The organism is Macrococcus equi (assembly GCF_047426745.1).
In the GTDB taxonomy this organism is placed as follows: domain Bacteria; phylum Bacillota; class Bacilli; order Staphylococcales; family Staphylococcaceae; genus Macrococcoides; species Macrococcoides equi.
Window position 1 is genome coordinate 1,877,746 of sequence record NZ_CP179732.1, and the last position, 23,096, is coordinate 1,900,841.

25 protein-coding genes and 1 riboswitch are annotated in these 23,096 nt (G+C 33.7%); of the genes, 18 read left to right on the plus strand and 7 right to left on the minus strand.

Going from position 1 to position 23,096, the window contains the following annotated elements:
* Window positions 1-24: 24 nt before the first annotated feature.
* Together ACMGE6_RS09910 and zwf are read right to left on the minus strand one after the other, a co-directional pair.
* Window positions 25-654 (minus strand): hypothetical protein, encoded by a 630-nt coding sequence (locus ACMGE6_RS09910; protein ID WP_414053645.1) that lies wholly within the window; start codon window positions 652-654, stop codon window positions 25-27.
* Between the two features lie 72 nt (window positions 655-726).
* Window positions 727-2,205 carry a glucose-6-phosphate dehydrogenase gene (gene zwf / locus ACMGE6_RS09915; RefSeq protein ID WP_414053646.1) on the minus strand — a complete coding sequence of 493 codons (1,479 nt, stop codon included), beginning with the start codon at window positions 2,203-2,205 and terminating at the stop codon, window positions 727-729.
* 108 nt (window positions 2,206-2,313) lie between these two features.
* On the opposite strand from zwf, the gene rnz reads away from it, so the two are divergent.
* Entirely contained in the window at window positions 2,314-3,234 is a 921-nt protein-coding gene (gene rnz / locus ACMGE6_RS09920) for a ribonuclease Z (protein WP_414053647.1), read from the plus strand.
* Window positions 3,235-3,305: 71 nt separating this feature from the next.
* Here rnz and proC read toward each other — a convergent pair whose 3' ends face one another.
* Complete coding sequence (proC, locus tag ACMGE6_RS09925) at window positions 3,306-4,109, minus strand: pyrroline-5-carboxylate reductase (RefSeq protein ID WP_414053648.1); 804 nt, start codon at window positions 4,107-4,109, stop codon at window positions 3,306-3,308.
* Between the two features lie 99 nt (window positions 4,110-4,208).
* Between proC and ACMGE6_RS09930 the strand changes: the two genes are divergently transcribed.
* A complete protein-coding gene (locus ACMGE6_RS09930; protein ID WP_414053649.1) occupies window positions 4,209-4,967 on the plus strand; it encodes an SDR family NAD(P)-dependent oxidoreductase in 759 nt (252 codons plus the stop codon).
* Window positions 4,968-4,982: 15 nt separating this feature from the next.
* Here ACMGE6_RS09930 and ACMGE6_RS09935 read toward each other — a convergent pair whose 3' ends face one another.
* Together ACMGE6_RS09935 and ACMGE6_RS09940 are read right to left on the minus strand one after the other, a co-directional pair.
* Window positions 4,983-5,972 (minus strand): alpha/beta hydrolase, encoded by a 990-nt coding sequence (locus ACMGE6_RS09935; protein WP_414053650.1) that lies wholly within the window; start codon window positions 5,970-5,972, stop codon window positions 4,983-4,985.
* Window positions 5,969-6,886 (minus strand): aldo/keto reductase, encoded by a 918-nt coding sequence (locus ACMGE6_RS09940; RefSeq protein ID WP_414053651.1) that lies wholly within the window; start codon window positions 6,884-6,886, stop codon window positions 5,969-5,971. The genes ACMGE6_RS09935 and ACMGE6_RS09940 overlap by 4 nt, the downstream gene beginning before the upstream one ends.
* Window positions 6,887-6,949: 63 nt before the next feature.
* Between ACMGE6_RS09940 and ACMGE6_RS09945 the strand changes: the two genes are divergently transcribed.
* From ACMGE6_RS09945 to xerD, 3 genes are all read left to right on the plus strand, one after another.
* Window positions 6,950-7,495, plus strand: a complete 546-nt coding sequence (locus ACMGE6_RS09945) for an NUDIX hydrolase (protein WP_414053652.1) — start codon at window positions 6,950-6,952, stop codon at window positions 7,493-7,495.
* Between the two features lie 90 nt (window positions 7,496-7,585).
* Window positions 7,586-8,065, plus strand: a complete 480-nt coding sequence (locus ACMGE6_RS09950) for a ferric iron uptake transcriptional regulator (RefSeq protein ID WP_414046347.1) — start codon at window positions 7,586-7,588, stop codon at window positions 8,063-8,065.
* A gap of 95 nt (window positions 8,066-8,160) precedes the next feature.
* Window positions 8,161-9,048, plus strand: a complete 888-nt coding sequence (xerD, locus tag ACMGE6_RS09955) for a site-specific tyrosine recombinase XerD (protein ID WP_414053653.1) — start codon at window positions 8,161-8,163, stop codon at window positions 9,046-9,048.
* A 151-nt stretch (window positions 9,049-9,199) separates the two neighbouring features.
* Here the strand turns inward: xerD and ACMGE6_RS09960 are convergent, their stop codons facing one another.
* On the minus strand, window positions 9,200-9,709 hold the full coding sequence (locus tag ACMGE6_RS09960; protein ID WP_414053654.1) for a DUF309 domain-containing protein: 510 nt from the start codon (window positions 9,707-9,709) through the stop codon (window positions 9,200-9,202).
* A 30-nt stretch (window positions 9,710-9,739) separates the two neighbouring features.
* Here ACMGE6_RS09960 and ACMGE6_RS09965 point away from each other — a divergent pair, with 30 nt between their 5' ends.
* The 9 genes from ACMGE6_RS09965 to ACMGE6_RS10005 all read left to right on the plus strand — a co-directional run bounded on the left by ACMGE6_RS09965 (window position 9,740) and on the right by ACMGE6_RS10005 (window position 18,447).
* The gene (locus ACMGE6_RS09965) at window positions 9,740-10,462 is read left to right on the plus strand and encodes a segregation and condensation protein A (protein WP_414053655.1); all 723 of its coding nucleotides are present in this window, start codon (window positions 9,740-9,742) and stop codon (window positions 10,460-10,462) included.
* Window positions 10,452-10,997, plus strand: coding sequence for an SMC-Scp complex subunit ScpB (gene scpB / locus ACMGE6_RS09970; RefSeq protein ID WP_414053656.1), 546 nt, complete (start codon window positions 10,452-10,454; stop codon window positions 10,995-10,997). The genes ACMGE6_RS09965 and scpB overlap by 11 nt, the downstream gene beginning before the upstream one ends.
* Window positions 10,998-11,000: 3 nt before the next feature.
* Window positions 11,001-11,738, plus strand: a complete 738-nt coding sequence (locus ACMGE6_RS09975; RefSeq protein WP_414046352.1) for a pseudouridine synthase — start codon at window positions 11,001-11,003, stop codon at window positions 11,736-11,738.
* 80 nt (window positions 11,739-11,818) lie between these two features.
* Complete coding sequence (gene resA / locus ACMGE6_RS09980; protein ID WP_414053657.1) at window positions 11,819-12,349, plus strand: thiol-disulfide oxidoreductase ResA; 531 nt, start codon at window positions 11,819-11,821, stop codon at window positions 12,347-12,349.
* A 14-nt stretch (window positions 12,350-12,363) separates the two neighbouring features.
* Window positions 12,364-13,998, plus strand: a complete 1,635-nt coding sequence (locus ACMGE6_RS09985; RefSeq protein WP_414053658.1) for a cytochrome c biogenesis protein ResB — start codon at window positions 12,364-12,366, stop codon at window positions 13,996-13,998.
* The gene (gene ccsB, locus ACMGE6_RS09990; protein ID WP_414053659.1) at window positions 13,991-15,199 is read left to right on the plus strand and encodes a c-type cytochrome biogenesis protein CcsB; all 1,209 of its coding nucleotides are present in this window, start codon (window positions 13,991-13,993) and stop codon (window positions 15,197-15,199) included. Before ACMGE6_RS09985 ends, ccsB begins: the two co-directional genes overlap by 8 nt.
* An 18-nt stretch (window positions 15,200-15,217) precedes the next feature.
* Window positions 15,218-15,925, plus strand: coding sequence for a response regulator transcription factor (locus tag ACMGE6_RS09995; protein ID WP_414046356.1), 708 nt, complete (start codon window positions 15,218-15,220; stop codon window positions 15,923-15,925).
* Window positions 15,925-17,673, plus strand: a complete 1,749-nt coding sequence (locus tag ACMGE6_RS10000; protein ID WP_414053660.1) for an ATP-binding protein — start codon at window positions 15,925-15,927, stop codon at window positions 17,671-17,673. The genes ACMGE6_RS09995 and ACMGE6_RS10000 overlap by 1 nt, the downstream gene beginning before the upstream one ends.
* A gap of 36 nt (window positions 17,674-17,709) precedes the next feature.
* A riboswitch (FMN riboswitch) is annotated at window positions 17,710-17,828 on the plus strand.
* 58 nt (window positions 17,829-17,886) lie between these two features.
* The gene (locus ACMGE6_RS10005; protein WP_414053661.1) at window positions 17,887-18,447 is read left to right on the plus strand and encodes an ECF transporter S component; all 561 of its coding nucleotides are present in this window, start codon (window positions 17,887-17,889) and stop codon (window positions 18,445-18,447) included.
* 66 nt (window positions 18,448-18,513) lie between these two features.
* Here ACMGE6_RS10005 and ACMGE6_RS10010 read toward each other — a convergent pair whose 3' ends face one another.
* Entirely contained in the window at window positions 18,514-18,765 is a 252-nt protein-coding gene (locus ACMGE6_RS10010; RefSeq protein WP_414046359.1) for a ferredoxin, read from the minus strand.
* A 104-nt stretch (window positions 18,766-18,869) separates the two neighbouring features.
* On the opposite strand from ACMGE6_RS10010, the gene ACMGE6_RS10015 reads away from it, so the two are divergent.
* The 4 genes from ACMGE6_RS10015 (at window position 18,870) to ACMGE6_RS10030 (ending at window position 23,065) form a co-directional block, all read left to right on the plus strand.
* Window positions 18,870-19,808 (plus strand): helix-turn-helix domain-containing protein, encoded by a 939-nt coding sequence (locus ACMGE6_RS10015; protein ID WP_414053662.1) that lies wholly within the window; start codon window positions 18,870-18,872, stop codon window positions 19,806-19,808.
* Window positions 19,805-21,226, plus strand: a complete 1,422-nt coding sequence (locus ACMGE6_RS10020; RefSeq protein WP_414053663.1) for a RecQ family ATP-dependent DNA helicase — start codon at window positions 19,805-19,807, stop codon at window positions 21,224-21,226. Before ACMGE6_RS10015 ends, ACMGE6_RS10020 begins: the two co-directional genes overlap by 4 nt.
* 61 nt (window positions 21,227-21,287) lie before the next feature.
* Window positions 21,288-22,403 carry a LysM peptidoglycan-binding domain-containing protein gene (locus ACMGE6_RS10025; RefSeq protein ID WP_414053664.1) on the plus strand — a complete coding sequence of 372 codons (1,116 nt, stop codon included), beginning with the start codon at window positions 21,288-21,290 and terminating at the stop codon, window positions 22,401-22,403.
* A 20-nt stretch (window positions 22,404-22,423) separates the two neighbouring features.
* Window positions 22,424-23,065 (plus strand): CBS domain-containing protein, encoded by a 642-nt coding sequence (locus ACMGE6_RS10030; RefSeq protein WP_414053665.1) that lies wholly within the window; start codon window positions 22,424-22,426, stop codon window positions 23,063-23,065.
* The last annotated feature ends 31 nt before the right edge of the window (window positions 23,066-23,096 follow it).

A 23,096-nucleotide genomic window follows, 5' to 3' on the forward strand; every position in this document is an offset into this window, starting at 1 on the left:
TCAATCCTTTCCGGATATATCCTGTTATGTCTTTGTGTATTGATATATATTTATCTTTTCTGATGGATCTATTGATTCATTATCCAAAAGAATAGAATATTTTAACTTAAACTGTATACATTCACTTAAATACATTTCATATTCCGGCTTGACATAATACAAAATAATATCACACTGCAAAATATCAGTTGTCATTAAATTCTCCATAACTTTTTGAAATACAAATACTGAAAATGGATTAAAGAAAAATAAATGAGTCTCTTTGCCCTGAAACTGATAGTGAATAGCATTGATATTTAATGTATGGATGGATGATGGATGATGTAACAGCTGATAATTTTTAATATTTTTAAGACCTAGTAAATAGAGCTGTTTATTCAGTTCAATTCCGGTAACTGAAATATTTAATAAGTGATTGAAAAGTATGGGTACACGCATTAAACCAGAACCAAAATCAATGAAATGTGAATCACTGTGAAAATCCTTGTATGTCTGTTCTATTAAGCTGATTAAGTCCTGATAAACTGTCGGTTCATATCGATTCGCATGATGATTTGAAAAAGTAGATACATACGGAATCGTTTCAATGTTAAGCAGATTTTCAAAATCATTATCATTGTAATCTTTAAAATGAGATATTTTTGTTTTATTCATAACTCAAATATTAACATATTCATCAAACAATAAAAACCTTTGAGCCGTATCGACTCAAAGGTTTTTACTAATTTATACATCCCACCAATGAAAATTATCTCTGCTAAGTAATAAATCACTTTTGATAGGACCATTTGATCCTGCCTGATAGTTAGGGAATGGGGCAGGGTGAGCATCCCAGTACTCAGCGACTGTGTCTACGTAACTCCATGTAGCTTTAAGTTCTTCCCAGTGTGTGAAGTTTGTTGCATCACCTTTCAGGCAATCATAGATTAAACCTTCATAAGCATCAACAGTATTCATTTTATCCTGAGCAGTCATAGCATAAGATAATTTTACTGGCTCTGTATCAATACCTTCAATATATTTTCGTGCATTTAAGTGCAGCTCAATACCTTCATTAGGCTGAATGTTTATGACAAGTAAATTTGAATCTAACTGATTATCTTTTTGATAGTATAGATTCATTGGCATTTCCTTAAATTCAACAACAACGCGAATTTCTTTTTCCTTCATGCGTTTACCTGTTCTAATATAGAATGGAACACCTGCCCATCTGAAGTTGTCGAGCATTACTTTTGCAGCAACAAATGTTGGTGTGTTACTTTCTGGATTAACGTTGTCTTCATCACGATATCGAATAACCTTTTCACCGTTAATTTCTCCCGCATCATATTGACCGCGAACAAAATAACTTCTCACATGTTCTGGTTGTATTTTTCGTATTGAACGAAGGGCTTTAACTTTCTCATTACGAATATCTTCAGAAGATAGCGAGATTGGAGGTTCCATCGCAAGCAGTGACACAATTTGTAACATATGGTTTTGAACCATATCTTTAAGCGCACCGCTATTATCGTAATAACCTCCACGATCTTCGACACCTAAAATTTCAGAAGATGTAATTTGAATATTTGAAATATATTTATTGTTCCATAGAGGTTCAAACATTGCATTGCTAAATCGGATTACCTCGATATTTTGAACCATATCTTTACCTAGATAATGGTCGATACGATAGATTTCTTCCTCTTTAAATGACTTTCGTAATTGGCTGTTGAGTTTTTCAGCAGAAGCTAAATCTTTACCAAATGGTTTTTCAATAATAAGTCGTTTAAACCCTTTAGTTTTCGTTAATCCACTGGTTTTTAAGAAGTCAGATACTGTACCGAAAAATTCAGGTGCCATCGCTAAATAGAATAGACGATTTCCTTCTAGCCCGAATTGTGTATCAAGGTTCTGGGCTGTCTCAAGTAAAGCGTCATAGCTTTCCTTATTATTCACATCATGAGATTGATAGAATACATGGTTTAAAAAATCATCAAGTTTATGTGTATCATTGACAAACTTTTCTATAGAAGCTTTAATTTCCGTTCTAAATTTTTCGTTACTCCAGTCACGTCGACCGATACCAATAATAGCAACATGTTCATTTAAATTATCTTGTTGATAAAGATGGAATAGAGATGGGAATAACTTACGATGACTCAAATCACCCGTTGCACCAAAAATTGTAATCAAACAGGGAATATTTTGCTTTTCAATATCCAAAATAAATACCTCGATTCTATTAAAGTCTATTTTATTTTTTCATACAATGCCTAAAAAAACAATTAAAACATGCTATAATGACGTGATGAAATAAAAGGTGGTATGAACATGAAAATAACATTTTTGGGGACGAGTGCAGGTTTACCCACAAAAGAAAGAAATACACAGACGATAATACTTTCACTGGCACCTAATGATAATACATTTTGGTTGTTTGATGCAGGTGAAGCCTGTCAGCACCAAATATTACATACTAATATTAAGCTTGGCAAAATTGATAATATATTTATTACACATATGCATGGTGATCATCTTTTTGGATTACCTGGACTACTCACTTCCCGTAGTTTTCAAGGTGGTGAAAATAAGCCGTTAACCGTCTATGGTCCTGCAGGAATAAAGATGTACATAGAAACGACGTTATATGTAACAGGTTCACATTTAAATTATCCACTTCAAATTGTTGAAGTCAGTGATAATGATATCTTAGAGATCGACCAATATAAGGTATATGTAAAAAAATTAAATCATGGCATTGATTCTTTCGGTTATCGAATTCAATTTCCGAATAGGCAAGGTAATCTTATTTCAGAAAAATTAATTCAGCAAGGCATTATGCCTGGTCCGATCTATCAGCAATTTAAGACACAATCAATCGTTGAAATTGATGGAAAGACCTATATCACAAAAGAATACAGACAACCTGAACAGTTAGGGAAAGTCATTACTATTTACGGGGATACAATGCCTTGTGAAGCAGAAAATGAACTAGCTTTAGATGCAGATGTGATTGTACATGAGAGTACATATTTAGATGGCGATATAGATTTAAGCCATAAATATTATCATAGTCATATCGATGATGTAGCCAAACTAATGCAGGAAAGTAAGGCAAAAAGAATTCTCATTAACCATGTGAGCAATCGATATACTACAGATGATATTGAGGAACTTAAAACAATTATCAGCAATAAATATCCGTCATTAGATTTTGAGATTGTAAAAGATTTTGACGAATTTGAAATATAAAAAGAACCGAGCGATGTATTATTTTCTGATACATCACTCGGTTCTTTATGTATTTTTATGAAACGAAATATTTAATTACCTAATTCCTTACTTCTATTGAGTGCTTCATTTAAACAGTCTACAAATATTTCTTCGATAGGGTGTTTAGCAAGTGCATCAAGTCCCGCTTTGGTAGTGCCACCTTTAGATGTAATGTTTTGACGTAACTGATCGAGTGATAATTCACTGTTTTCAAGCATTTTTGCTGTACCGATAATTAAGTTACGAACTGCAATATCTGTGTCTTCTCTCGATAAACCAAGTTGATTTGCTGCGCTGATATATTGTTCATACATATAGTAAAGAAACGCAGGACCACTACCTGTAATTGCTGTTACATCGTGTAATGAATCTTCTTCCACCTCGATTGACGTACCAAAAGCATCAAGCAAATCGAATAGTTTATTTTTATCGGTAGCTTCAAAATTCTCAGAAAATGAAATGCCAGTTACTGACTGTTGCACATGAGCATTTGTATTTGGCATAATTCGTGCCACTGGATTAGATGTGTATAATTTGGACTTAATCTGATTGATAGGAACACCGGCCATCATCGACACAAATTTATTGCATGACACGTGGTGCGGTTTAATTCGTTCAACAAGTGAATCAAAGTCGTGAGGTTTTACTGCGAGAAAAACAAAATCTGCATCACTCAGTAATGCTTGATCATCATAGCTATATTGTGTGTTAAGGAGTTGATGCAGACGTTCTAACTCATCTTTATCACTACGATTGGTTAAATATATTTCTTCACCTTTAACGGTTTTACTTTCGATCAATCCTGTAAATATCGCACTGGCCATATTACCAGAACCATAAAATACAATTTTCATTTAAGTTGCCTCCTAGATAGTTAGTCATATTTATTATAAGATTGAATGTGATAAAATACAATTTTGTGAGTTTTGACACATATGACTAGGGGTGTAGGGATGCTCGGAAAAAAAGTTATGATTACAGGTGCAACGAGTGGCATAGGTTTAAAATTGACTGAACTTTTGCTTGAAATGGGTGCACATGTTGTTGCTGTTGGTAGAAATATTGAACAACTATATACATTAAAGCAAAAAAGTGATGTGTTGGAAATTATCAAAGTCGATTTTCTGGATTCAGGTGATTTTGAAACATTGATGAATTGCGTTGAAAATGAGAGTCGCATTGATATACTTATTAATTGTGCTGGCTTTGCTGAATATTGTGAAGTAATTGCTCAGGGTGAACAGGTGATTCGTGATATGGTAGATGTAAATTTAACACAAACGATTCTGCTGACAAAAAAAATTACTCAGAAAATGAATCATAACGGGATGGTTGTAACGATAGGTAGTCAGTCAGCTTTTGTAGCAACACCATACGGTGCGGTTTATGCTGCTACAAAAGCAGGCATTAACCAGATAATGAATGCAATGCGTCTGGAACTACCACATATTCATTTCTTAACGGTGAATACAGGTCCTGTGAACACACCATTTATTGAAAGAGCGAATGCTGGTAAACCGATCAATCATCTGGCAGAATCAGTGCAACTTGATCTGGAAGATGTAAGCCACCAAATAATAACTGCGATACATCAGAAAAAATTGGAGTTAAATATTCCAAAGTGGATGGATATTGGTTTGAAGATGTACAGTTTATCACCAAGATATTTAGAAAAGCATTTTACAAAATACTTTTTGACGAAACAAAAATAACAGGAAAATATCCTGTTATTTTTTCTTTCTGTTTTTCTGTTTTTCGTTATTTTTTTGATGTATTTCTATCTTTTGTGGCGGGAGTAAGTCAAATGTTTTAAGAAATGTCTCAACCTTTTGTTTGTAAGTGAGAGGATTTACATTGAAACTGGCAGCGTGTCCTCCGTGTTCAGGATACCAGCGCATTTTAGGTCCTCGTTTTTTATTATATAGGTCTACTGAATGGGTATAAGGTATAAAAGTATCGGGTTTAGAATGTATGAAAAGTATGGGTTGCTCGACATTTTCAATCACATCAATCGGTGAGATTTGTTTTAACGAGAAATGGGTTCTGATTTTTAACATTTGATTTAACGTTGAAAGTACGAACCCGCTCCCTATAACGGACTTTTGCTCAATAATTTGGGTGAGTAGTTTGGAGAAACTGGAAAATGAACAATCTGCAACATAAAACGCCGCTTCATTGGCAAGTTCACCAGCATAAAGTAATGTTGTAGCTGCTCCCATTGATTCTCCGTGAACGCCAAACGTAATATCATAGCCATATTGTTCTTTTAGGAAGGTGATCACAGATTCCAAGTCAATCTTTTCATAATAACCGTATGTACTGTGATTGCCACCACTTTGGCCGTGTCTACGATGGTCAAAGATGATGCCATTAAAACCTAAATCTTTAAACATATTCAGATATTTTATGCTGGTAATCTTATTCTCGGTAACACCATGACAGAATATCATCCAGTGCTTATGGTCATAGGGTTTTACAACAGTAGCACTTAAATGATATCCGTTACGTGACGAGATTGTTACATCTTTTGGATTTTGCGCCTGAAATGCTTCTTCATCTAAACGCTTAGCTTTAATCTCACGTCTTCTGATGACTTCAACATCACGCAGTTTAAAATTGAGGACATAGTTTGATGCTACCAGTCCTACAATACTTGAAGTGAGTCCTGAAATTAAAGATGCGCCAAGTAGAGCTCTATTGAATGCTTTTTTACTCATACTAAATGGTCCTCGTAATGTAAGGAGTCAAATAATGATTTAATTTGAGACATTTGATGATTAGATAGAGGGTGTTTTAGGTTGCGTTCATAAATATCAAAGTTCTTTTCTAACTGGTCAACAGAAGATGCGCCATTTACAATCGAAGCAACTGGATGCTCCTGTAAATATTGATAGACTGCTTCATGTAGAGGTGCTATGCGAATCGCTTGGCTCAGACTATCTTGAATTTGTTCGTAAGATAATCCAAGTGTTCCCTTATTAAATTTTTTATCTAAAACGTTTTGATAGTGTTCTGTCATAAGGCCTTTCATTAAAGGACCACGTGCCAGCATCTTTACATTTTTCGATGTGATATCACTTGCGAGGTCAACCGGTCGATTGTCTAGTAAATTAAATTGCATCATGATTGTATCTATATTACTATGCTTTAAATAATAATCAATAACATTTGGTCTAATAGAACTGATACCATAAGCCCTAATTAGGCCTTCTTTTTTTAATGCTTCAAATGTTTCGATTGTTTCATCTTTATTATCTTCAATTGTCCCTCCGTGAAGCATATATAAATCAAGATAATCAGTTTCAAGACGCTTTAAGCTTTCGTGGATACTTTTTTTGATATGTTCTTTTGAGGGATCCCATTCAACATCATCATTTAACATATTAAATTTATTACCTACTTTTGAAGCTAAAGTAATTTTGTCTCGTTTTTTTGAATTTTTAATAAAATGACCGATGTTCTTTTCATTTTGACCTTTTTGATAAAGATCAGCTGTATCTATATATGTTATTCCTAAATCGACAGCACGGTCCAAAATGTATTGGCTATCAAGTGTATCTTGAGGGAGATTCATTGCCCCAAAACCTAACTGAGACAATTTTATCCCACTTTTAGTAGTATTCGTTTTCATGATAATCCTCCAATCGCTATAATAGTTATAGTTTAACATGTTAAAAATAAGGAGTGTATCAATATGGATTTTACAGAGAAGACGATAAGTAAAGATTTAATAATGAAAGGTAAGGTATTAACAGTAGAGCGTCACCGTGTAACATTACCGAATGGTAAAGAAACTTTAAGAGAAGTGGTAAAACATCCGGGTGCTGTTGCAATCATTGCAATCAAAGATGATAAAATTCTACTTGTTGAGCAATATCGTAAAGCATTAGAAGATACATTGATTGAAATTCCAGCCGGTAAGGTTGAGGCAGGAGAAGATAGAAGAAATACTGCATTACGTGAACTGGAAGAGGAGACGGGATATACATCTAAAGAGATGGAACTTATCAGTGAATTTTATGTTTCACCAGGATTTTGTAATGAATTTATCTCTTTATTTAAAGCGGGAGAACTTATAGAATCAAATAATCTAGTAGCAGATGATGATGAATTTGTTGAAAAACATTGGTTATCATTTGATGAAGCAGATCAGTGGATTAAAGTAGGAAAAATTATTGATGCGAAAACGATAATAGCCATACAATCTCTAATGATAAATATTCAAAATAACAGATTATAATTATTCTAAAATAGATATAATTTTTCTTGCTTTAATATGCATTTACTGATATTTTATATATATCAATCGTAACCTTTAGGAGTGTTTGTGATGCAGGAACGTATAAATAGAATCAAGGAGCAATTACATGACGCTTCTTACAAATTAACCCCTCAAAGGGAAGCGACAGTGACAGTATTATTAGAAAATGAAGCAGACCATTTAAGTGCGGAAGACGTTTTCTTAAAAGTTAAGGAACGCGCCCCGGAAATTGGGCTAGCGACGGTATACAGAACTCTGGAATTACTTGCTGAACTAAAAATCGTTGATAAAATAAATTTTGGAGATGGTGTTGCCCGATTTGACCTGAGAAAAGAGGGTGCGAAGCATTTCCATCATCATCTCGTTTGTATGAGTTGTGGCGCTGTTGATGAAATTGAGGAAGATTTATTAGATGAAGTTGAAAAAAAAGTTGAAGCTGAATATCATTTTCTAATTATGGACCATCGTTTAACGTTTCATGGTATATGCAAAAATTGTCAGGAAAAAGGGATTAAACCAGAAACGCTTGATAAGAAAATAACGGAATAAACAACATCATTACCGAGACGAAAATTTCGTCTCGGTTTTTTGAATTTTTAGTTGATTATATTTATATTATGGTAAACTAATTGAGAGGTGTTTAAATGCAAATAATTATAGATGAATATTTACATTTTATTATGATTGAAAAGGGATTAAGTCAAAATACTATTGCTGCTTATCGACGCGATTTAAATCACTATCAGACGTTCTTGAAAAAAGAAAAGATAGGAAATATCGATAATATCGACCGTTTTACCATTACATTGTTTTTAGGATATTTAAAAGATCAGGGGAAATCTGCCAAGACGTTGGCGAGAGTATCTGCAACTATACGTGGTTTCCATCAATTTGCGCTACGTGAAAAATATGCTGTTAAAGATCCGACTGTGGTGCTGGAAGCTCCAAAATATGAGCGTAATTTACCTGATATTTTATCGATTGATGAAGTAGATAAATTTTTATCGACACCTGATATTTCAAAAATTACAGGGAAACGTGATCAGGTTATGCTGGAATTACTATATGCCACTGGCATGAGGGTTTCAGAATTAATTAATTTAAATGTTGACGATGTGAACACAGTGATGGGCTTCGTCAGAGTGTTTGGTAAAGGTAGTAAAGAGCGTATAATTCCAATTGGAGATAATATGATTCAACTTCTTGAAAACTATATCAATACAACACGCTATAAAATGCTGAAGAAAGAAGTAACGGATAGTTTATTTCTAAACTTTCACGGTAAAAGATTAACCCGTCAAGGGTTCTGGAAGATAATGCGTCAAATTAAATTAGATGCCGGAATTAATAAAAAGCTGACACCACATACGTTAAGACATTCATTTGCCACACATTTGCTTGAAAATGGTGCAGATTTACGAGCTGTGCAGGAAATGCTTGGTCACGCTGATATTTCAACTACACAACTTTACACACATATTAGTAAAAAACAGATAAGAGAAGTTTATAAAAATACGCATCCGCGTGCTTAAAGGAGAATTTATGAGTAATCAAAGAAAAATACAGAGAAATAAAGAAAGAACAGATCGTGTAAAAAATCAGAAGATAGCTGCAGTGCAAGATAATACAGAGCAGAATCTAACTGAAAGATCTGATGAAAGATCAAATAAGAACAACTGGATTTTATTTGGTTTTATCGCTGTGATGTGTCTTATTTGGGGCATCTTTTACTGGATATTTATTGTATAAGGCATTTAGTCTTGCTTGAATCACTTCTGTCCTATCACGCAATTTATGTTTATCGATGATTCCTTTATCAGGCATTACTCGTTGATTTTCAATATGATGATATTTAAGTGGCATAACAATAGATGTATACTTTTGGGATTGCTGCAAGATATCAATTTGAGTAATTAACTGATTTACATCTATATAATCAGATAGAAATGCGCGATTTACCAATAATAATTTTTTAGTTTTTGTAAAAAGCGTTATTGCACCACGTGTATTATTTCTTCTTAAATGATACATCGCAGTTGCGAGCATGATGAGTGCAACTTCAGGATCATGTTTAGAAAATACTGGTTTACCTTTCCAGGCTTCCTCCATAATTTCATGACATTCGAAGTAGTCACGATGTTTGTGGAAATAAGTTAAGTAATCAATAAAAGCTTTATCAAAATATGTATGCATTCGAAATCACTCCAAAAGTAAGGTGAATATATGTACGAAGTAAAACTCGCTTCATTTGAAGGTCCGTTAGATTTGCTCCTTCATTTGATTCAAAAATATGAAATAGATATTTATGATATCTCGATGAAAGTTCTCACAGAACAATATATTAATTATATCAAAAGTGTTGATGATTTAGATATCAATCAGCATGGTGAATATCTGGTTATGGCAAGCGAACTTCTTAGAATAAAAAGTAAAACATTGCTTCCTGATGCACCTATCGATGATGAAATCATTGAGGATCCACGTGAAGATTTAATGAGACAGCTCTTAGAATACCAAAATTATCGATTGTACGCCGATATTTTAAAATCAAAAAAAGAAATGCATGAAAAACATTTTATTAAAAGAAGTAATGATTTAACACATTATGAAAACGTAGATCAAACACCACTTGCAATTGAATTAACAGATTTAATTGCAGCATATCAAAAAGCCAAGCAACGCAGGAAGAAGATGAGTAATCATCAAGTAAGTATCGTTCGAGACACTTATTCGATGGAAGAAGCGTTATACAATGTGCGACAAGCATTAAGAGCGCATCATTTGGTTACCTTTGATGATTTTGTAACATTCTCTGAAACTAAAACACAACTCGTGACGCTATTTTTAGCTATTTTAGAGCTAATGAAAAATAGAGAGATCAATGTAAGACAAGATCAAGCATTTGGTGAAATTCAAATCGAAAGAGGTGTTAATTATGGCGAATGATAAATTAAATATTGTACTTGGATTATTATATGCTGTGGGAGATGAGGGTATAGAAATTGATCAGTTATGCGAAATTGTGGAACTTACTCCAAGTCAATTGGCAGATTCAATCAGAGAATTTGACCACGAAATATTTGAAATTCAAAAATTAGGTGCAAAGTATTTTTTAATGACAAAAGAAATATTGAATCCATATTTAGAAGCATTGGTCAGCTCAACGAATGAAAAAAAATTAACACAAGCCTCGCTCGAAACCTTAGCGATTATCGCTTATAATCAACCTGTAACGCGCCAAGATATTGAAGTGATGCGAGGAGTAAATAGCGATGGTCCCGTAAAGACCTTAATTGAACGTGGATTAGTTGTGAGCAAGGAAGTGTCTGGTGAACGTGCCAAGCAGCTTGAAACAACTGAATTTTTCCTGATGACATTCGGTCTTAACTCTCTGGACGACTTGCCACGAGATGAGCAGATGTCAACAGATGCAAGCGAAATGGAACTATTTTTTAAAAATTTAACTGAAGAGGATGAATAAAATATGACGGAACAATTTGAAAGATTGCAAAAAGTAATTGCAAAAAGCGGTGTAACTTCTCGTCGTAAAGCGGAAGTATTAATTACAGAAGGTAAAGTAACGGTAAACGGGGAAACAGTGACTGAATTAGGCACAAAGGTCAGTCCTAAAGATCGGGTTGAAGTTGAAGGAATTCCTTTAGAGAATCCGGATAAAATTTATCTGCTTTTCCATAAGCCAACGGGTGTTATCACAAGTGTTTCTGATGATAAAGGACGTAAGGTTGTAACGGACTTTTTCCCTCAACTAGACTTAAGAATTTTTCCTGTGGGTCGACTTGACTATGAAACAAGTGGTCTTCTATTACTTACAAATGATGGTGATTTTGCGAATCAGATGACACATCCAAGATATAAGATGAAGAAAAAATATGTAGCTAAATTAAAAGGATTTTTACTTAGAGAACAAGTAAAAGAACTAGAACGCGGTATTATGCTTGAAGATGGAAAGACTGCGCCTGCTATCGTAAAAGTTAAATCACAAGATAAATTAAAAGATACAACACTTGTAGAAATTACGATACATGAGGGACGCAATCGACAGGTACGTAGAATGTTTGCACACTTTGGACATGAAGTTGTGAAGTTATCACGTATTGAATATGGTCCATTAACTCTGAAAGGATTAAATGCCGGAGATGCCCGTGAACTGACGCCACATGAGGTTAAAACTTTACGTAATATGAGTTTGAACAAATCATAAAATTCACATTCTTGCCACAGAATAAATAGATGTAAATGATATAATGTAATGTGACATTTTGAATTAAGAAGGGGTTTATTATGGCAAAAAGGCAAAAAAATATTATTCAGTACATTGTGACTTTTCTCATATTACTTGCCATTATATTTATTGTCTACGTATCAATAAATAAAGACGGCAAAAAAATTATTAAAGTGGGCGATGATGCTCCGGTGTTTGAACTGAAAACACTTGACGGAAAAACAGTTAACCTAAAAGATTACAAAGGCAAAGGTCTCGTGCTTAATTTCTGGGGGACATGGTGTCCTCCTTGTCTGGAAGAGATGCCTGATTTAAATAAGGCACACAACAACTATAAAGATCAAGGTGTGGAAGTGCTGACGATTCATGTTAAGAACAGTCCGCAACAAATCAAACAATTCTTCAGTGCGCTCGATGAAAAGGTTACTTTACCGGTTGCATTGGATAATGGTGATGTTATGAAGGCTTATGACGCAAATGACCTGCCCAATACTTATATTATCGATAAGAAGGGCAAAATCGTTGCCCATCATAAAGGGCAGATGTCTAAAGATGATATTCTGAAATATATGGAAATGGTGAAACCATAGGGGAGGATATTGAATTGGAACAAACAATCAAATGTCAGTGTGGACATGTTAATCCCCCGGGCACGCAATTGTGTCAAAACTGTGGTCGATTAATTAATGACGATTATGATAAGAAAAAAACTACGGACGTCATGCGTTATGATGGCCAGGCTGTGCGAAGTAAAACTAAAAACAGAACACTGATGGATAAATTATGGATATTCTTCAGTTCTGTAAAGACAGGGGTATCATTACTTGTCTTCACTGTAATTGCTTCAGCAATTGGGACGATGTTTCCACAGGAATACTTTATTCCGGTAGGTGAAGACCCGGCAACATTCTATAAAGAAAAATACGGCACAGTAGGTTACATCTATCATCTCCTTGGGTTTGATAACCTTTACACATCATGGTGGTATTTAATTCTCTTAGCACTTGTTGCTTTCTCGATTATTGCTGCAAGTATTGACCGAGGCGTTCCATTACATAAATCACTGACGAAACAAACTGTTAAGAAGCATCCGACATTCTTTAGACGCCAGCGTTTAACATTGGATGTACCTGATGTAGTTGATCAATCACAACTCATTCAAAGTCTGAAACAAAAAAAATACAAAGTCAGAACAGACGGTACTGCGATTTTAGCTGAGAAAGGTCGATTAAGTCGATACGGACCCTACATTAATCATACAGGATTAATTATTTTGCTAGCTGGATCAATGCTAAGATTTATTCCAGCGTTGTATGTTGATGAATTTGTAGGTGTAACTGAAGGCGAGACAAAAAGCATTCCTGGTACAGATAATACTTACTTTGTAAAAAACAACAAGTTTATATTTGAGCAGTATGATAAAGAGTCAATTTCAAATGTTAATGGTAAGTCTGCAGATGCAGGTATGAATAAAATTGCCAAAAACTACGAATCAAAAGTTACGATATTTGAAAATAAGATGGATCACAAAATAGTGGGTGCTGAACCTAAATTAGAAAAGTTAAAAGATGATAGTGTACGAGTGAATCACCCTGTAACCTTTGATCATTTTGCACTGTATCAAAATAGTTTCGATCAATCACAACTGAAGTCTATGATATTTAAGGTGATTGATAACAAAACTGGTGAGCAGATAGGTAAAACCTTTGAAGTTGAACTTGAAAACCCTGATAAGCAATACTCGATTTCAGATGCACTAAAGGTTAGTTTAAAAAACTATGCACCTGACTTTAACGGTGTTGCTAAGAATGGTACTTTATTAACACAATCACCAGTTCCTAATAATCCGGCGTTTGTTTTTGGTGTTGAGCATCAAAATAATTCTCCGGAATATAGTCTGCTAAAAATCCGTTCATCTCAGGATATTACTAAAAATAACAAATATGATGTTAAATTTGTAAGTGCTACAAATAAAACAACCACTTATTTAACCGTTAAAAAAGATTTAACATTACCAGTACTATTTGTAGGATTTTCAATATTCCTATTAGGGCTAGCAGTTGGTTCATATATTAATCATCGTCGTATCTGGATTGATACGCAAAATGGATTCAAATTAGCAGCACATACCAATAAAAACTATTTTGGTTTATCTAGAGAAATAAACAGTGTTTTAAGCGAAAATCATTTGCCGAAAGTAAATGATAAATATGCGGATACGGAGGAAGAAAATGAATAGTGAAGCTTTATTAAATATCAGTAGTACTTCATTGTATGCTGCATTTATTCTATATTTAATTGCCATCTTACCTTTTTCAGCAAGTATAAGAGCAAAGTCGAAACGCAGTGAAAAAATTGCTGTGACATTAACGATTATAGGTTTCATTATGCAGCTGATTTATTTTATTACAAGATGGATAGCAGCAGGTCATGCGCCTGTAAGTAATATGTATGAATTTTTAACGATGTTCGGTATTATGATGGTCGGTGGATTTCTTGTATTATATTTCATCTACCACACACCAATTTTAGCATTATTCTCATTGCCAATTGCTATGCTTGTTATTGTTTATGCGAGTATGTTTTCAAGGGAAGTATCACCATTGATACCAGCATTACAAAGTAACTGGTTAGCAATACATGTTATTACAGTAACAATAAGTTACGGTATTTTATCAGTAAGTTCTGTAGCTGGTCTAATCTATCTATTAAAATATGTTGATGCAAACGAAAAATCAAAAGATGCTTTTTGGCTGGAAGTAGTAATGTACTTTATCACACTTGTCATTGCTTTTATCTTAACGACGATCGTAATAAAAGGTATTGTTCATTATCAGGAAGATTATTATTATTATGATAAAAATGACAAAGCAACAATTGCTGAATATCATTTGCCTGGTTTAGTAACTTTCAAAGATAGTAAACCAGTAGTAAAAGTTAAGGGTACAAAACAAGATTATGATGAGGTCAAACGTTTCTCTACCGGTATTGAATTACCACCGGTTATCAATGCACAAAAACTAAATACAGTACTATGGTCGATTATTATTGGCACAATTCTATACGGACTGTTAAGATTAATTTTAAGAAGAACGTTATTCTCAGTAATTAAACCACTTACTAATAAAGTTTCATTGCAATTAATGGATGAGATTTGTTATCGCTCAGTCATTATCGGTTTTCCATTATTTGCGCTCGGTGGTTTATTGTTTGCTAGTATTTGGGCTCAGATTGCCTGGAGTAGGTTCTGGGGCTGGGACCCTAAAGAGGTCTGGGCTTTAATAACTTTCTTATTCTATGCTATATTTTTACATTTACGTCTAGGTCGTGGATGGGAAGGTAAAAAGAGTGCATGGCTTGCAGTAGGCGGTATGGCGATTATATTATTTAATGTTATCGCAGTTAATTTAATCATTGCTGGATTACATTCTTATGCGTAATAAAAAGGAGTAGTTAAAATGAAAAACACGATATTAATCGTTGACGATGAAGATAGAATCAGAAAACTTGCAAAAATGTACCTTGAACGTGAAGGGTTTGAAACAGTAGAAGCTAGTGACGGTGAAGCTGCATTAGAACTTGCGTTAAACCAAAACTTTCATTGTATATTATTAGACATCATGCTACCAGGTATGGACGGTATAGAAGTTTGTAAACGAATTCGTGAAGAGAAAACAACACCAATTATCATGCTTACGGCTAAAGGTGAAGAACATAATCGTGTGGAAGGTTTCGAAATTGGTGCTGATGACTATATCGTTAAACCTTTTTCTCCACGTGAGGTCGTATTACGTGTTAAGGCAATTCTTCGCCGCTCACAACCGACGATGTATCTTAAACAGGATGCGCACGCGAAAGACTTAATCGTCTTTGACTCTTTAGTGATTGACAATGATGCACATCGCGTTATGGCAGAAAATAAAGAAGTTAATTTAACGCCAAAAGAATATGAATTACTATTATTCTTAGCTAAAAGTCCTGATAAAGTATTTGACCGTGAACAATTACTTAAAGATGTATGGCACTATGAGTTTTATGGTGATCTAAGAACGGTCGATACACATGTTAAACGTCTACGTGAGAAGTTAAATAAAGTTTCTCCAAAAGCTGCTGATATGATTCATACGGTATGGGGTGTAGGCTACAAATTTGAGGTAAAAGAATAATGCGCTATTTTAATAGCGTAGTCATTAAACTGTGGTTAACTATATTGTTTATAGTTACCGCAGTTTTAATTATATTGTCAGCATCACTGATCGGTTTTTTTAATGCTTATTTAAAAAGCGAGTCAGGTCATGCCTTAAAGCAGCAGGCAGAAAAAGCTGAACTCGTATTGACAAGTCATCATGATAAAAGTGATGCCATGACTTATGTGAAAGAACTCATTGAGAATCCTGCAGGTTTAATTATCGTACGTAATAAAGCAGATCTGAAGGAAACAAATGAAGATCCGCTTAGACAGTTAATGGTGGATGAAATAAAGAATAACGATGAATATGACAAGGTATTCACTAAAGATAAATATGTCATGAAAGATATCAAGGTAGATTATCAAGGAGTGCAACATGAATATATATTGATCGGTTATCCTTCTCAGGCATTTAATATGAAAGATAGCGGTATCTTTATTTATCAAGATACAAATTCAATGGATGATGCGCAAAGTTATATAACGTTGATTATATTTGTAGTAGCGATGATACTGCTTTTATTATCTACTATTTTTGCATTTTTCCTGTCCAACAAAATTACGAAACCTTTATTATTACTAAAAGCTGCAGCCTTTAACATTGCTCGAGGAGAGCGAAATAATAAGGTAGCTGTACACTCTAGAGATGAGATCGGGGAACTGGCGTTAGCGTTTAATAAGATGGAGCAGCAAATTTCATTAAATATCAGTAAAATATCACAGGAAAGAAATTTGCGTGATCGTTTAATAAATGCCATGGAAGATGGTGTACTTAGTTTTAATATGGATCTTGAGAAACAGCTTCAAAATCCAAAAGCAGAGAAATTTCTTGATGAAATTACTCAAGAGGATACCGATATACTCAGTCAACTTGTTAATAAGGTGATGGTCTCAGATGAAACGGTATACCATGAAATTGCAACAAATGATAAACACTACGTTTTAATTATTTCTCCGGTTAAAAATACTTCTCATGGTCAGAACAATGGTGCAGTTGCAATCATTCGAGATATGAGTGAAGAAAAAAGAATTGATAACATGAAACAACAATTTATCGCAAATGTATCACATGAATTAAGAACACCAATTCAAATGCTACAAGGTTATACAGAGGCGATATTAGATGGCATTGTAGAAGATAAAGAAGATGTTGATGAGTTTTTAAATATTATTCTGGATGAATCCAAACGATTAAATCGTCTGGTTAATGAACTCATTAATGTAGCACGTATTGATGCCGGAGAAACAACTTTAAATAAAGAATTGATGGATATCACACCTTTGATTGAGAAAAATGTTCAAAACTTTAAACAAAGTGCTCAAGAACATGAAACACCATTAATACTTAATCTTAAACATACACGTAAAGTAGAGATTGATTATGATAAAATATTCCAGGTACTCACAAATTTACTTGATAACGCAATGAGATATACTAAAAAAGGGGATAGTATCATAATTGCTACCCATAATGATGATCATAACTTCTATATAGAGGTTATTGATACAGGAGTTGGGATAGCTAAAGAGCACATTGAGCATATATTTGATCGCTTCTATAAGGTAGATAAAGCTAGAACGCGTGGAAAGCATGGTACTGGGTTAGGATTATTTATTGTAAAGGCGATTATAGAACGCCATGGCGGAAAAATTGCTGTTACTAGTGTTCAAGGTCAAGGTACAACCTTTAGTATTTCGATTCCACTTGTTGACACAACCGTGTAGTTTGGTAAAATGATGTATGGCATTAGCCAAATAATAATTCATCTTCGGGGTCGGTGAAATTCCGAGCCGGCGGTAAAAGCCCGCGACCTGTGTAACGCAGCTGATCTGGTGTAATTCCAGAGCCGACAGTACAGTCTGGATGGGAGAAGATGGAGGCCAGAGTTTGTCAAGTTTATTTGTCCTCCTGATTCAAAGATGAAGTAAGGAGAAAGTATGACACAATTAAATAAGACAAGAAAAATGATTCTTATCGGTTTACTGAGTGCAGTGGCTTTTGTTTTAATGTTTATAAAAGTACCTGTGCCATTTTTACCACCTTATTTGACAATTGATTTTAGTGATTTACCGGCAATCATTGCTTTATTTACGATGGGACCAGTTGGTGCCGTAATCGTAGAAATGATTAAAAATATTTTAAATTTTGTTACCAATATGACGGATCCTATTGGACCTTTGGCTAACTTCCTTGCAGGTACATCCTTTATTATGACATTATATATTGTTACGAAAGGTAAATTGATTAAAATCTTACCAGCATTTATTCTCGCAACAATTGTTATGACCATTATCATGAGCATTTTAAACTACTTTGTATTATTACCAATGTATGGCATGATTATGAATTTAAGTGATGTCGTTAAGAATGTACAGGTCATCGTAACAGCTGGTATTATTCCGTTTAATATCATTAAAGGTATATTATTATTGATATTATTTTATGTCGTGGTTAAGCCACTGGTTCCATTATTGAATAAACGATTACGTAATAAATAAATGATCAATAAATATAAACTTGACATAAAAAATGGAGTGAGAACATTCTCACTCCATTTTTTTGAGTTATTCAAACTTTAAAGCATCACCGTCAAAAGATTCATCTGCAACTTTGATTGAATCAGTAGGACAACCTTCAAATGCATCAATCATATCTTCTTCTAGTTCTTCAGGTATTTCCTGTGTACCTTGATTATCATCCAAAATTACATAAGCAATTCCTTCATCATCATAATCATATATATCCGGTGCGGCAGCACCACATGCACCGCATGCAATACATGTATCCATATCAACGATTGTATATTTACCTGACATTTATTTTCGCCTCCTCACACATTCATGCTACACTATAAATAACATACATAACCATTTTAGAGATTGTTATCAGCTTTTTCAACAAAAATATTTCAGGTGATAAGATGAAAGCGATTAATCAATATATCAGAACTAACTTTTTAGAAGATAAGTCAGTGAAAAGCTTATGGAAAGTTTTAAATGGTGCCAGGACGCAACAAACTTATTTTGACGCTGTAATGCAGGACTTATTACCAGTATATGAACTATATCCTAATGTGTCGCTAGATGATATAGAAAAACAAATACTTCGACTTGATTCAGGTAACAACATAAAACTCTATCCTTATTTTCATTATGCGACTGATATAAGTTTTACGGGTCTATTATTATTATTACAAAGTGTTTCAGAAAATCTTCATCATTCATCAGATTATATCCCAATGACTAATCGGCTGTTTATTCAGCAACATGTAAAAATGATTTTTGCACATATAAAGAATGAAAATTTATTTATGGAGCTTGCTAAAGAAGTTGAGCAGTTAGTACAGTATGTTGAAAAGGAAACGGGAACATGTTATTTTATTCATCTTTTAAGTGGACATGATATTACTCCAGCAAGTTATGAATTGCTCGCAATTCAATATAATAAAGCCATTGATGACATTGCTGCACAAATTTTTATCGAAAAAAATATTATTTTACATTGGATTAAATATCAAAGTCCTGACATATTAAAACAACTTTATGCCAGAACACCTTTACACCTCAATACAAACGACACTTATAAGCGGTTACTAAGCGGCGCATCCATTGAAACGATACAACATGAAAAAGGCGTTAGAATACATACAATTCAAGATCATATCATTGAAATACTAATTAAAGATTATCCACTGGATATTTCATTGTTTCTTTCTCATAAGGAATATCAATTAATTTCAAAAATTTTAGAGGAACATCAATTTGGAAGACTCAAATCATATTTTGAATTATCTCCAGTAAAGGATTACTTTAAGTTAAAGTTAGCGATTGTTAAGCATAAAATGGAGCGGTTAATATGAATGCATTAAATAATATATTAAAAAATACATTTAAGATTGAACGACTGAGAGAAAATCAACGTGAAATCATAGATGAAATTTTAAGAGGAGCTGATGTATTAACGTTATTACCTACCGGTGCAGGTAAATCGTTAACATTTCAATTACCAATGCTTCTGTTAAAAAAGAAAACGATTGTTGTATCACCGCTCATTTCACTCATGGAAGATCAGGTGATGCAATTGAAAAATAAAAGGATTAAAGCTTGTTGTATCCATAGTAATCTGGATGCGCAAGATAAATATATTATCTTACGTAACATTCATGCATATGACTTTATTTATTGTTCACCTGAATGGCTTTCAATCAATGGTTTAGAATTACTAAAAGATTATCCATGTCAAACCGTTGTGATTGATGAAGCACATTGTATTTCTGAATGGGGATATGAATTTAGACCGCATTATTTAGTATTAGGTGAAGTTATCAATTATTATGATGCACAGGTTATCGCATTAACTGCGACTGCTAATAATCGGGTGATTCAAGATATACAACAAGTATTAGGTAAGCCGTTAAAGATACTTGATTATATGTATGAAAGAATGAATATTTATTACGCTATCATCAACTGTATGAATGATGGTGAAAAATTAAAATACATTGAAAACATATTAAAATCTTCTGGACCAACTGTTATTTATTTTTCTTCAAAAAAGCAAGTAGAACTTGTATATCAGTATCTTTACGAACAACATATTACAGTAGAACGATACCATGCAGATATGACCTATGAAGAACGCATGTCAGTACAACAGCGTTTTATGCAGGATGAAATACAAGTTATCTGTGCAACGAATGCTTTTGGAATGGGAGTAAACAAGCCTAATATTCGTACAGTCATTCATTATCATATGCCCAAATCTATTTTTCAATTTATACAGGAAATTGGAAGAGCAGGTAGAGATGGTTTTTTAGCGCAATCTATTCTTTTATACTCAGAAAATGATGAATTACTTGCTTATAGATTAAACGAGATGAATGAATTAAATCCTGATGAAATTGCCATGTTCTATCAAGGGACAAAACTAACTGAAGAAAAACAAGTACTTCTGGAAATATTAAGTAAGATGCATGATGAGCCTTTTATTGTTAGGAAGATTGCACAACATCAATCAATGAAACGCCTTGCAACTTCAAATATGCTTTCATATATTCATGAACAAGGTTGTTTAACAAAGCGTTTAAAACAACTTAATCAAAATAATAGTCAACTATTAGATCAAATCGACGATGAATCAGAAAAAAATAATAGGTGTTGTTCTATTTGTAATGAAGAAATTTATCTGAAGTTTAATCAGTCAGATTATCAACCGCAAAAAATGGCAAGTAAAACGTTACTAAATCAACTATTTAATGATTTATATGACTTTACTTAAGCAACATATTTTGTCTATAATAAAAATGTATTGATAAATAATGATTAAGTGGGTGAATATAGTGTCAAAAGACAACTTTAAAGACGAATTTGAAAAGAGCAAACAAAAAATAGAACGTGAATCACAAGAAAGCCTAAATCATGAGGTTGGTGAAGATACACTTACATCTAATGATTCAGAGCAGGATTCTGTCGCTCAGGAAGAAACAAATGAAATATTCCCACCGCGTGGAGCATCTAGAAGAAATCGTTCGATGGAAAGAAAAAATCGTGAAAAAACATTAGCCCCTGATGAAAAAGTAACTTATGAAGGAAAAGATAATCAGACTAATGTTGATGAATCGGTTGAAAATGATGGTATTAACAAAAAACGTGACCGCTCAATCATTGCTTCAGCAACAGGTGTCGGAGGTAGTGTTGTAGGTAATGTTGCGACGAATAAAAAAGGAATTCATGGTGACAAACCACTATATAACAACAAAAAAGAAGATACTTCTAAAAAAGAAAAAATTGTTGCAGGGACAGCTGCAGGTGCAGTAGGTGTAGAAAAAGCACATGCTGAAACTGGCAATAAAACACATCAAGATAATCAAAAGGTTAAGCAAGAGCAAGAAGGTGGAGGTATTAAGAAATTTCTTCCAATTCTTGCTGCGATATTACTTCTTGTACCAATTATCCTTCTGTTAAGTACTTTTATTAACAACCAAGATGACGGAAAACCAAAAACTGAAGAAGTTGTAGTAAAGGATAATAAGAAAGAGACGAACAAAAAGGCAGATGAGAAATCATCTGAAAAAGCAACAAATGACACTGAAACTATTGCAGATAAGACAAAAGAAGATAAAGTAGCACCCGAAGATAAAAATACCAAAACAAATCAACCAACTGCTGAAGATAAATCACAAGACGTTGCTACAAATGATAATGCTCAGAATGCTAATACTACAGACAACGCAACTACAGCTAATAACAATGCAACAAATAATAATCAAACCAACACTACGCCAGCTGCAAATGGCACAACGTCTCATGTAGTAGGTGCTCAGGAAAACTTATACCGTATCGCTATTAAATATTACGGTGCCGGAACGCCTGAAAATGTTGATAAAATCAGAAGAGCCAATGGTATCTCTGGTAACAATCTTTCAGCTGGTCAAACATTAGTTATACCTAAATAAACATATAAGGGGATGGATATATGTATTTAAAGACGATAATGATACCAAAAGAAAAGTGCTATGTTGCAAATCCTGATGACACGGTTAAAAGTGTCCTTGATAAATTAGAACATCACGGCATCGATGGGATGCCGGTAGTTGAATCAGGTAAATATTTAGGGACTGCAACAAAATATAATATATTTAGACACTTTTTCTTTATGAAAACACCTAAATTAAGAGATGAATTCATTGAAGATACAAAAATAGGCGAAATTTTAACATTAGATGAATATAGTGTTAATGATGATACCTTCTTCGAAGAGTCTTTTCTTACATTGCAGGATTTTCCGATACTTAGCATTATCAATGACCGTCAGGAGTTTTTAGGGGTAGTGACGCGCTATGATGTGATGGATCAATTTAAATCAGCTTTTGGTATGAGTAAACCAGGTGTGCGTATCGCGATTACTTCTATTGATGCAGAAGGTCGCATTAAGCGATTAGCTTCTGCTTTATCGAAATTTAAATTAAATGCTATTTCATTCGTAACATTTGATGAAACTGATAAAATGCATCGAAGAATGATCGTTAAAGTAGAAAATCATAAAAACATTAAGAAATTCACAAAATACTTAAAACAAAATGGTTTTAAAGTACTTGATATTCAAGAAGATAATTAATTAAAGGGGACTCTTACAATGAGTCTCTTTT

What these genes read in the sequence shown, in the direction of transcription:
- ACMGE6_RS10005 (WP_414053661.1), top strand. Translation starts at nt 17,887, where the DNA reads ATGACACAATTAAATAAGACAAGAAAAATGATTCTTATCGGTTTACTG.
- resA (WP_414053657.1), top strand. Translation starts at nt 11,819, where the DNA reads ATGGCAAAAAGGCAAAAAAATATTATTCAGTACATTGTGACTTTTCTC.
- ACMGE6_RS09945 (WP_414053652.1), top strand. Translation starts at nt 6,950, where the DNA reads ATGGATTTTACAGAGAAGACGATAAGTAAAGATTTAATAATGAAAGGT.
- ACMGE6_RS10000 (WP_414053660.1), top strand. Translation starts at nt 15,925, where the DNA reads ATGCGCTATTTTAATAGCGTAGTCATTAAACTGTGGTTAACTATATTG.
- scpB (WP_414053656.1), top strand. Translation starts at nt 10,452, where the DNA reads ATGGCGAATGATAAATTAAATATTGTACTTGGATTATTATATGCTGTG.
- ACMGE6_RS09995 (WP_414046356.1), top strand. Translation starts at nt 15,218, where the DNA reads ATGAAAAACACGATATTAATCGTTGACGATGAAGATAGAATCAGAAAA.
- ACMGE6_RS09935 (WP_414053650.1), bottom strand. Translation starts at nt 5,972, where the DNA reads ATGAGTAAAAAAGCATTCAATAGAGCTCTACTTGGCGCATCTTTAATT.
- ACMGE6_RS10030 (WP_414053665.1), top strand. Translation starts at nt 22,424, where the DNA reads ATGTATTTAAAGACGATAATGATACCAAAAGAAAAGTGCTATGTTGCA.
- ACMGE6_RS10015 (WP_414053662.1), top strand. Translation starts at nt 18,870, where the DNA reads ATGAAAGCGATTAATCAATATATCAGAACTAACTTTTTAGAAGATAAG.
- ACMGE6_RS10020 (WP_414053663.1), top strand. Translation starts at nt 19,805, where the DNA reads ATGAATGCATTAAATAATATATTAAAAAATACATTTAAGATTGAACGA.
- ACMGE6_RS09950 (WP_414046347.1), top strand. Translation starts at nt 7,586, where the DNA reads ATGCAGGAACGTATAAATAGAATCAAGGAGCAATTACATGACGCTTCT.
- xerD (WP_414053653.1), top strand. Translation starts at nt 8,161, where the DNA reads ATGCAAATAATTATAGATGAATATTTACATTTTATTATGATTGAAAAG.
- ACMGE6_RS09960 (WP_414053654.1), bottom strand. Translation starts at nt 9,709, where the DNA reads ATGCATACATATTTTGATAAAGCTTTTATTGATTACTTAACTTATTTC.
- ACMGE6_RS09965 (WP_414053655.1), top strand. Translation starts at nt 9,740, where the DNA reads ATGTACGAAGTAAAACTCGCTTCATTTGAAGGTCCGTTAGATTTGCTC.
- ACMGE6_RS09975 (WP_414046352.1), top strand. Translation starts at nt 11,001, where the DNA reads ATGACGGAACAATTTGAAAGATTGCAAAAAGTAATTGCAAAAAGCGGT.
- ACMGE6_RS09940 (WP_414053651.1), bottom strand. Translation starts at nt 6,886, where the DNA reads ATGAAAACGAATACTACTAAAAGTGGGATAAAATTGTCTCAGTTAGGT.
- proC (WP_414053648.1), bottom strand. Translation starts at nt 4,109, where the DNA reads ATGAAAATTGTATTTTATGGTTCTGGTAATATGGCCAGTGCGATATTT.
- ccsB (WP_414053659.1), top strand. Translation starts at nt 13,991, where the DNA reads ATGAATAGTGAAGCTTTATTAAATATCAGTAGTACTTCATTGTATGCT.
- ACMGE6_RS10010 (WP_414046359.1), bottom strand. Translation starts at nt 18,765, where the DNA reads ATGTCAGGTAAATATACAATCGTTGATATGGATACATGTATTGCATGC.
- ACMGE6_RS09930 (WP_414053649.1), top strand. Translation starts at nt 4,209, where the DNA reads ATGCTCGGAAAAAAAGTTATGATTACAGGTGCAACGAGTGGCATAGGT.
- rnz (WP_414053647.1), top strand. Translation starts at nt 2,314, where the DNA reads ATGAAAATAACATTTTTGGGGACGAGTGCAGGTTTACCCACAAAAGAA.
- ACMGE6_RS09910 (WP_414053645.1), bottom strand. Translation starts at nt 654, where the DNA reads ATGAATAAAACAAAAATATCTCATTTTAAAGATTACAATGATAATGAT.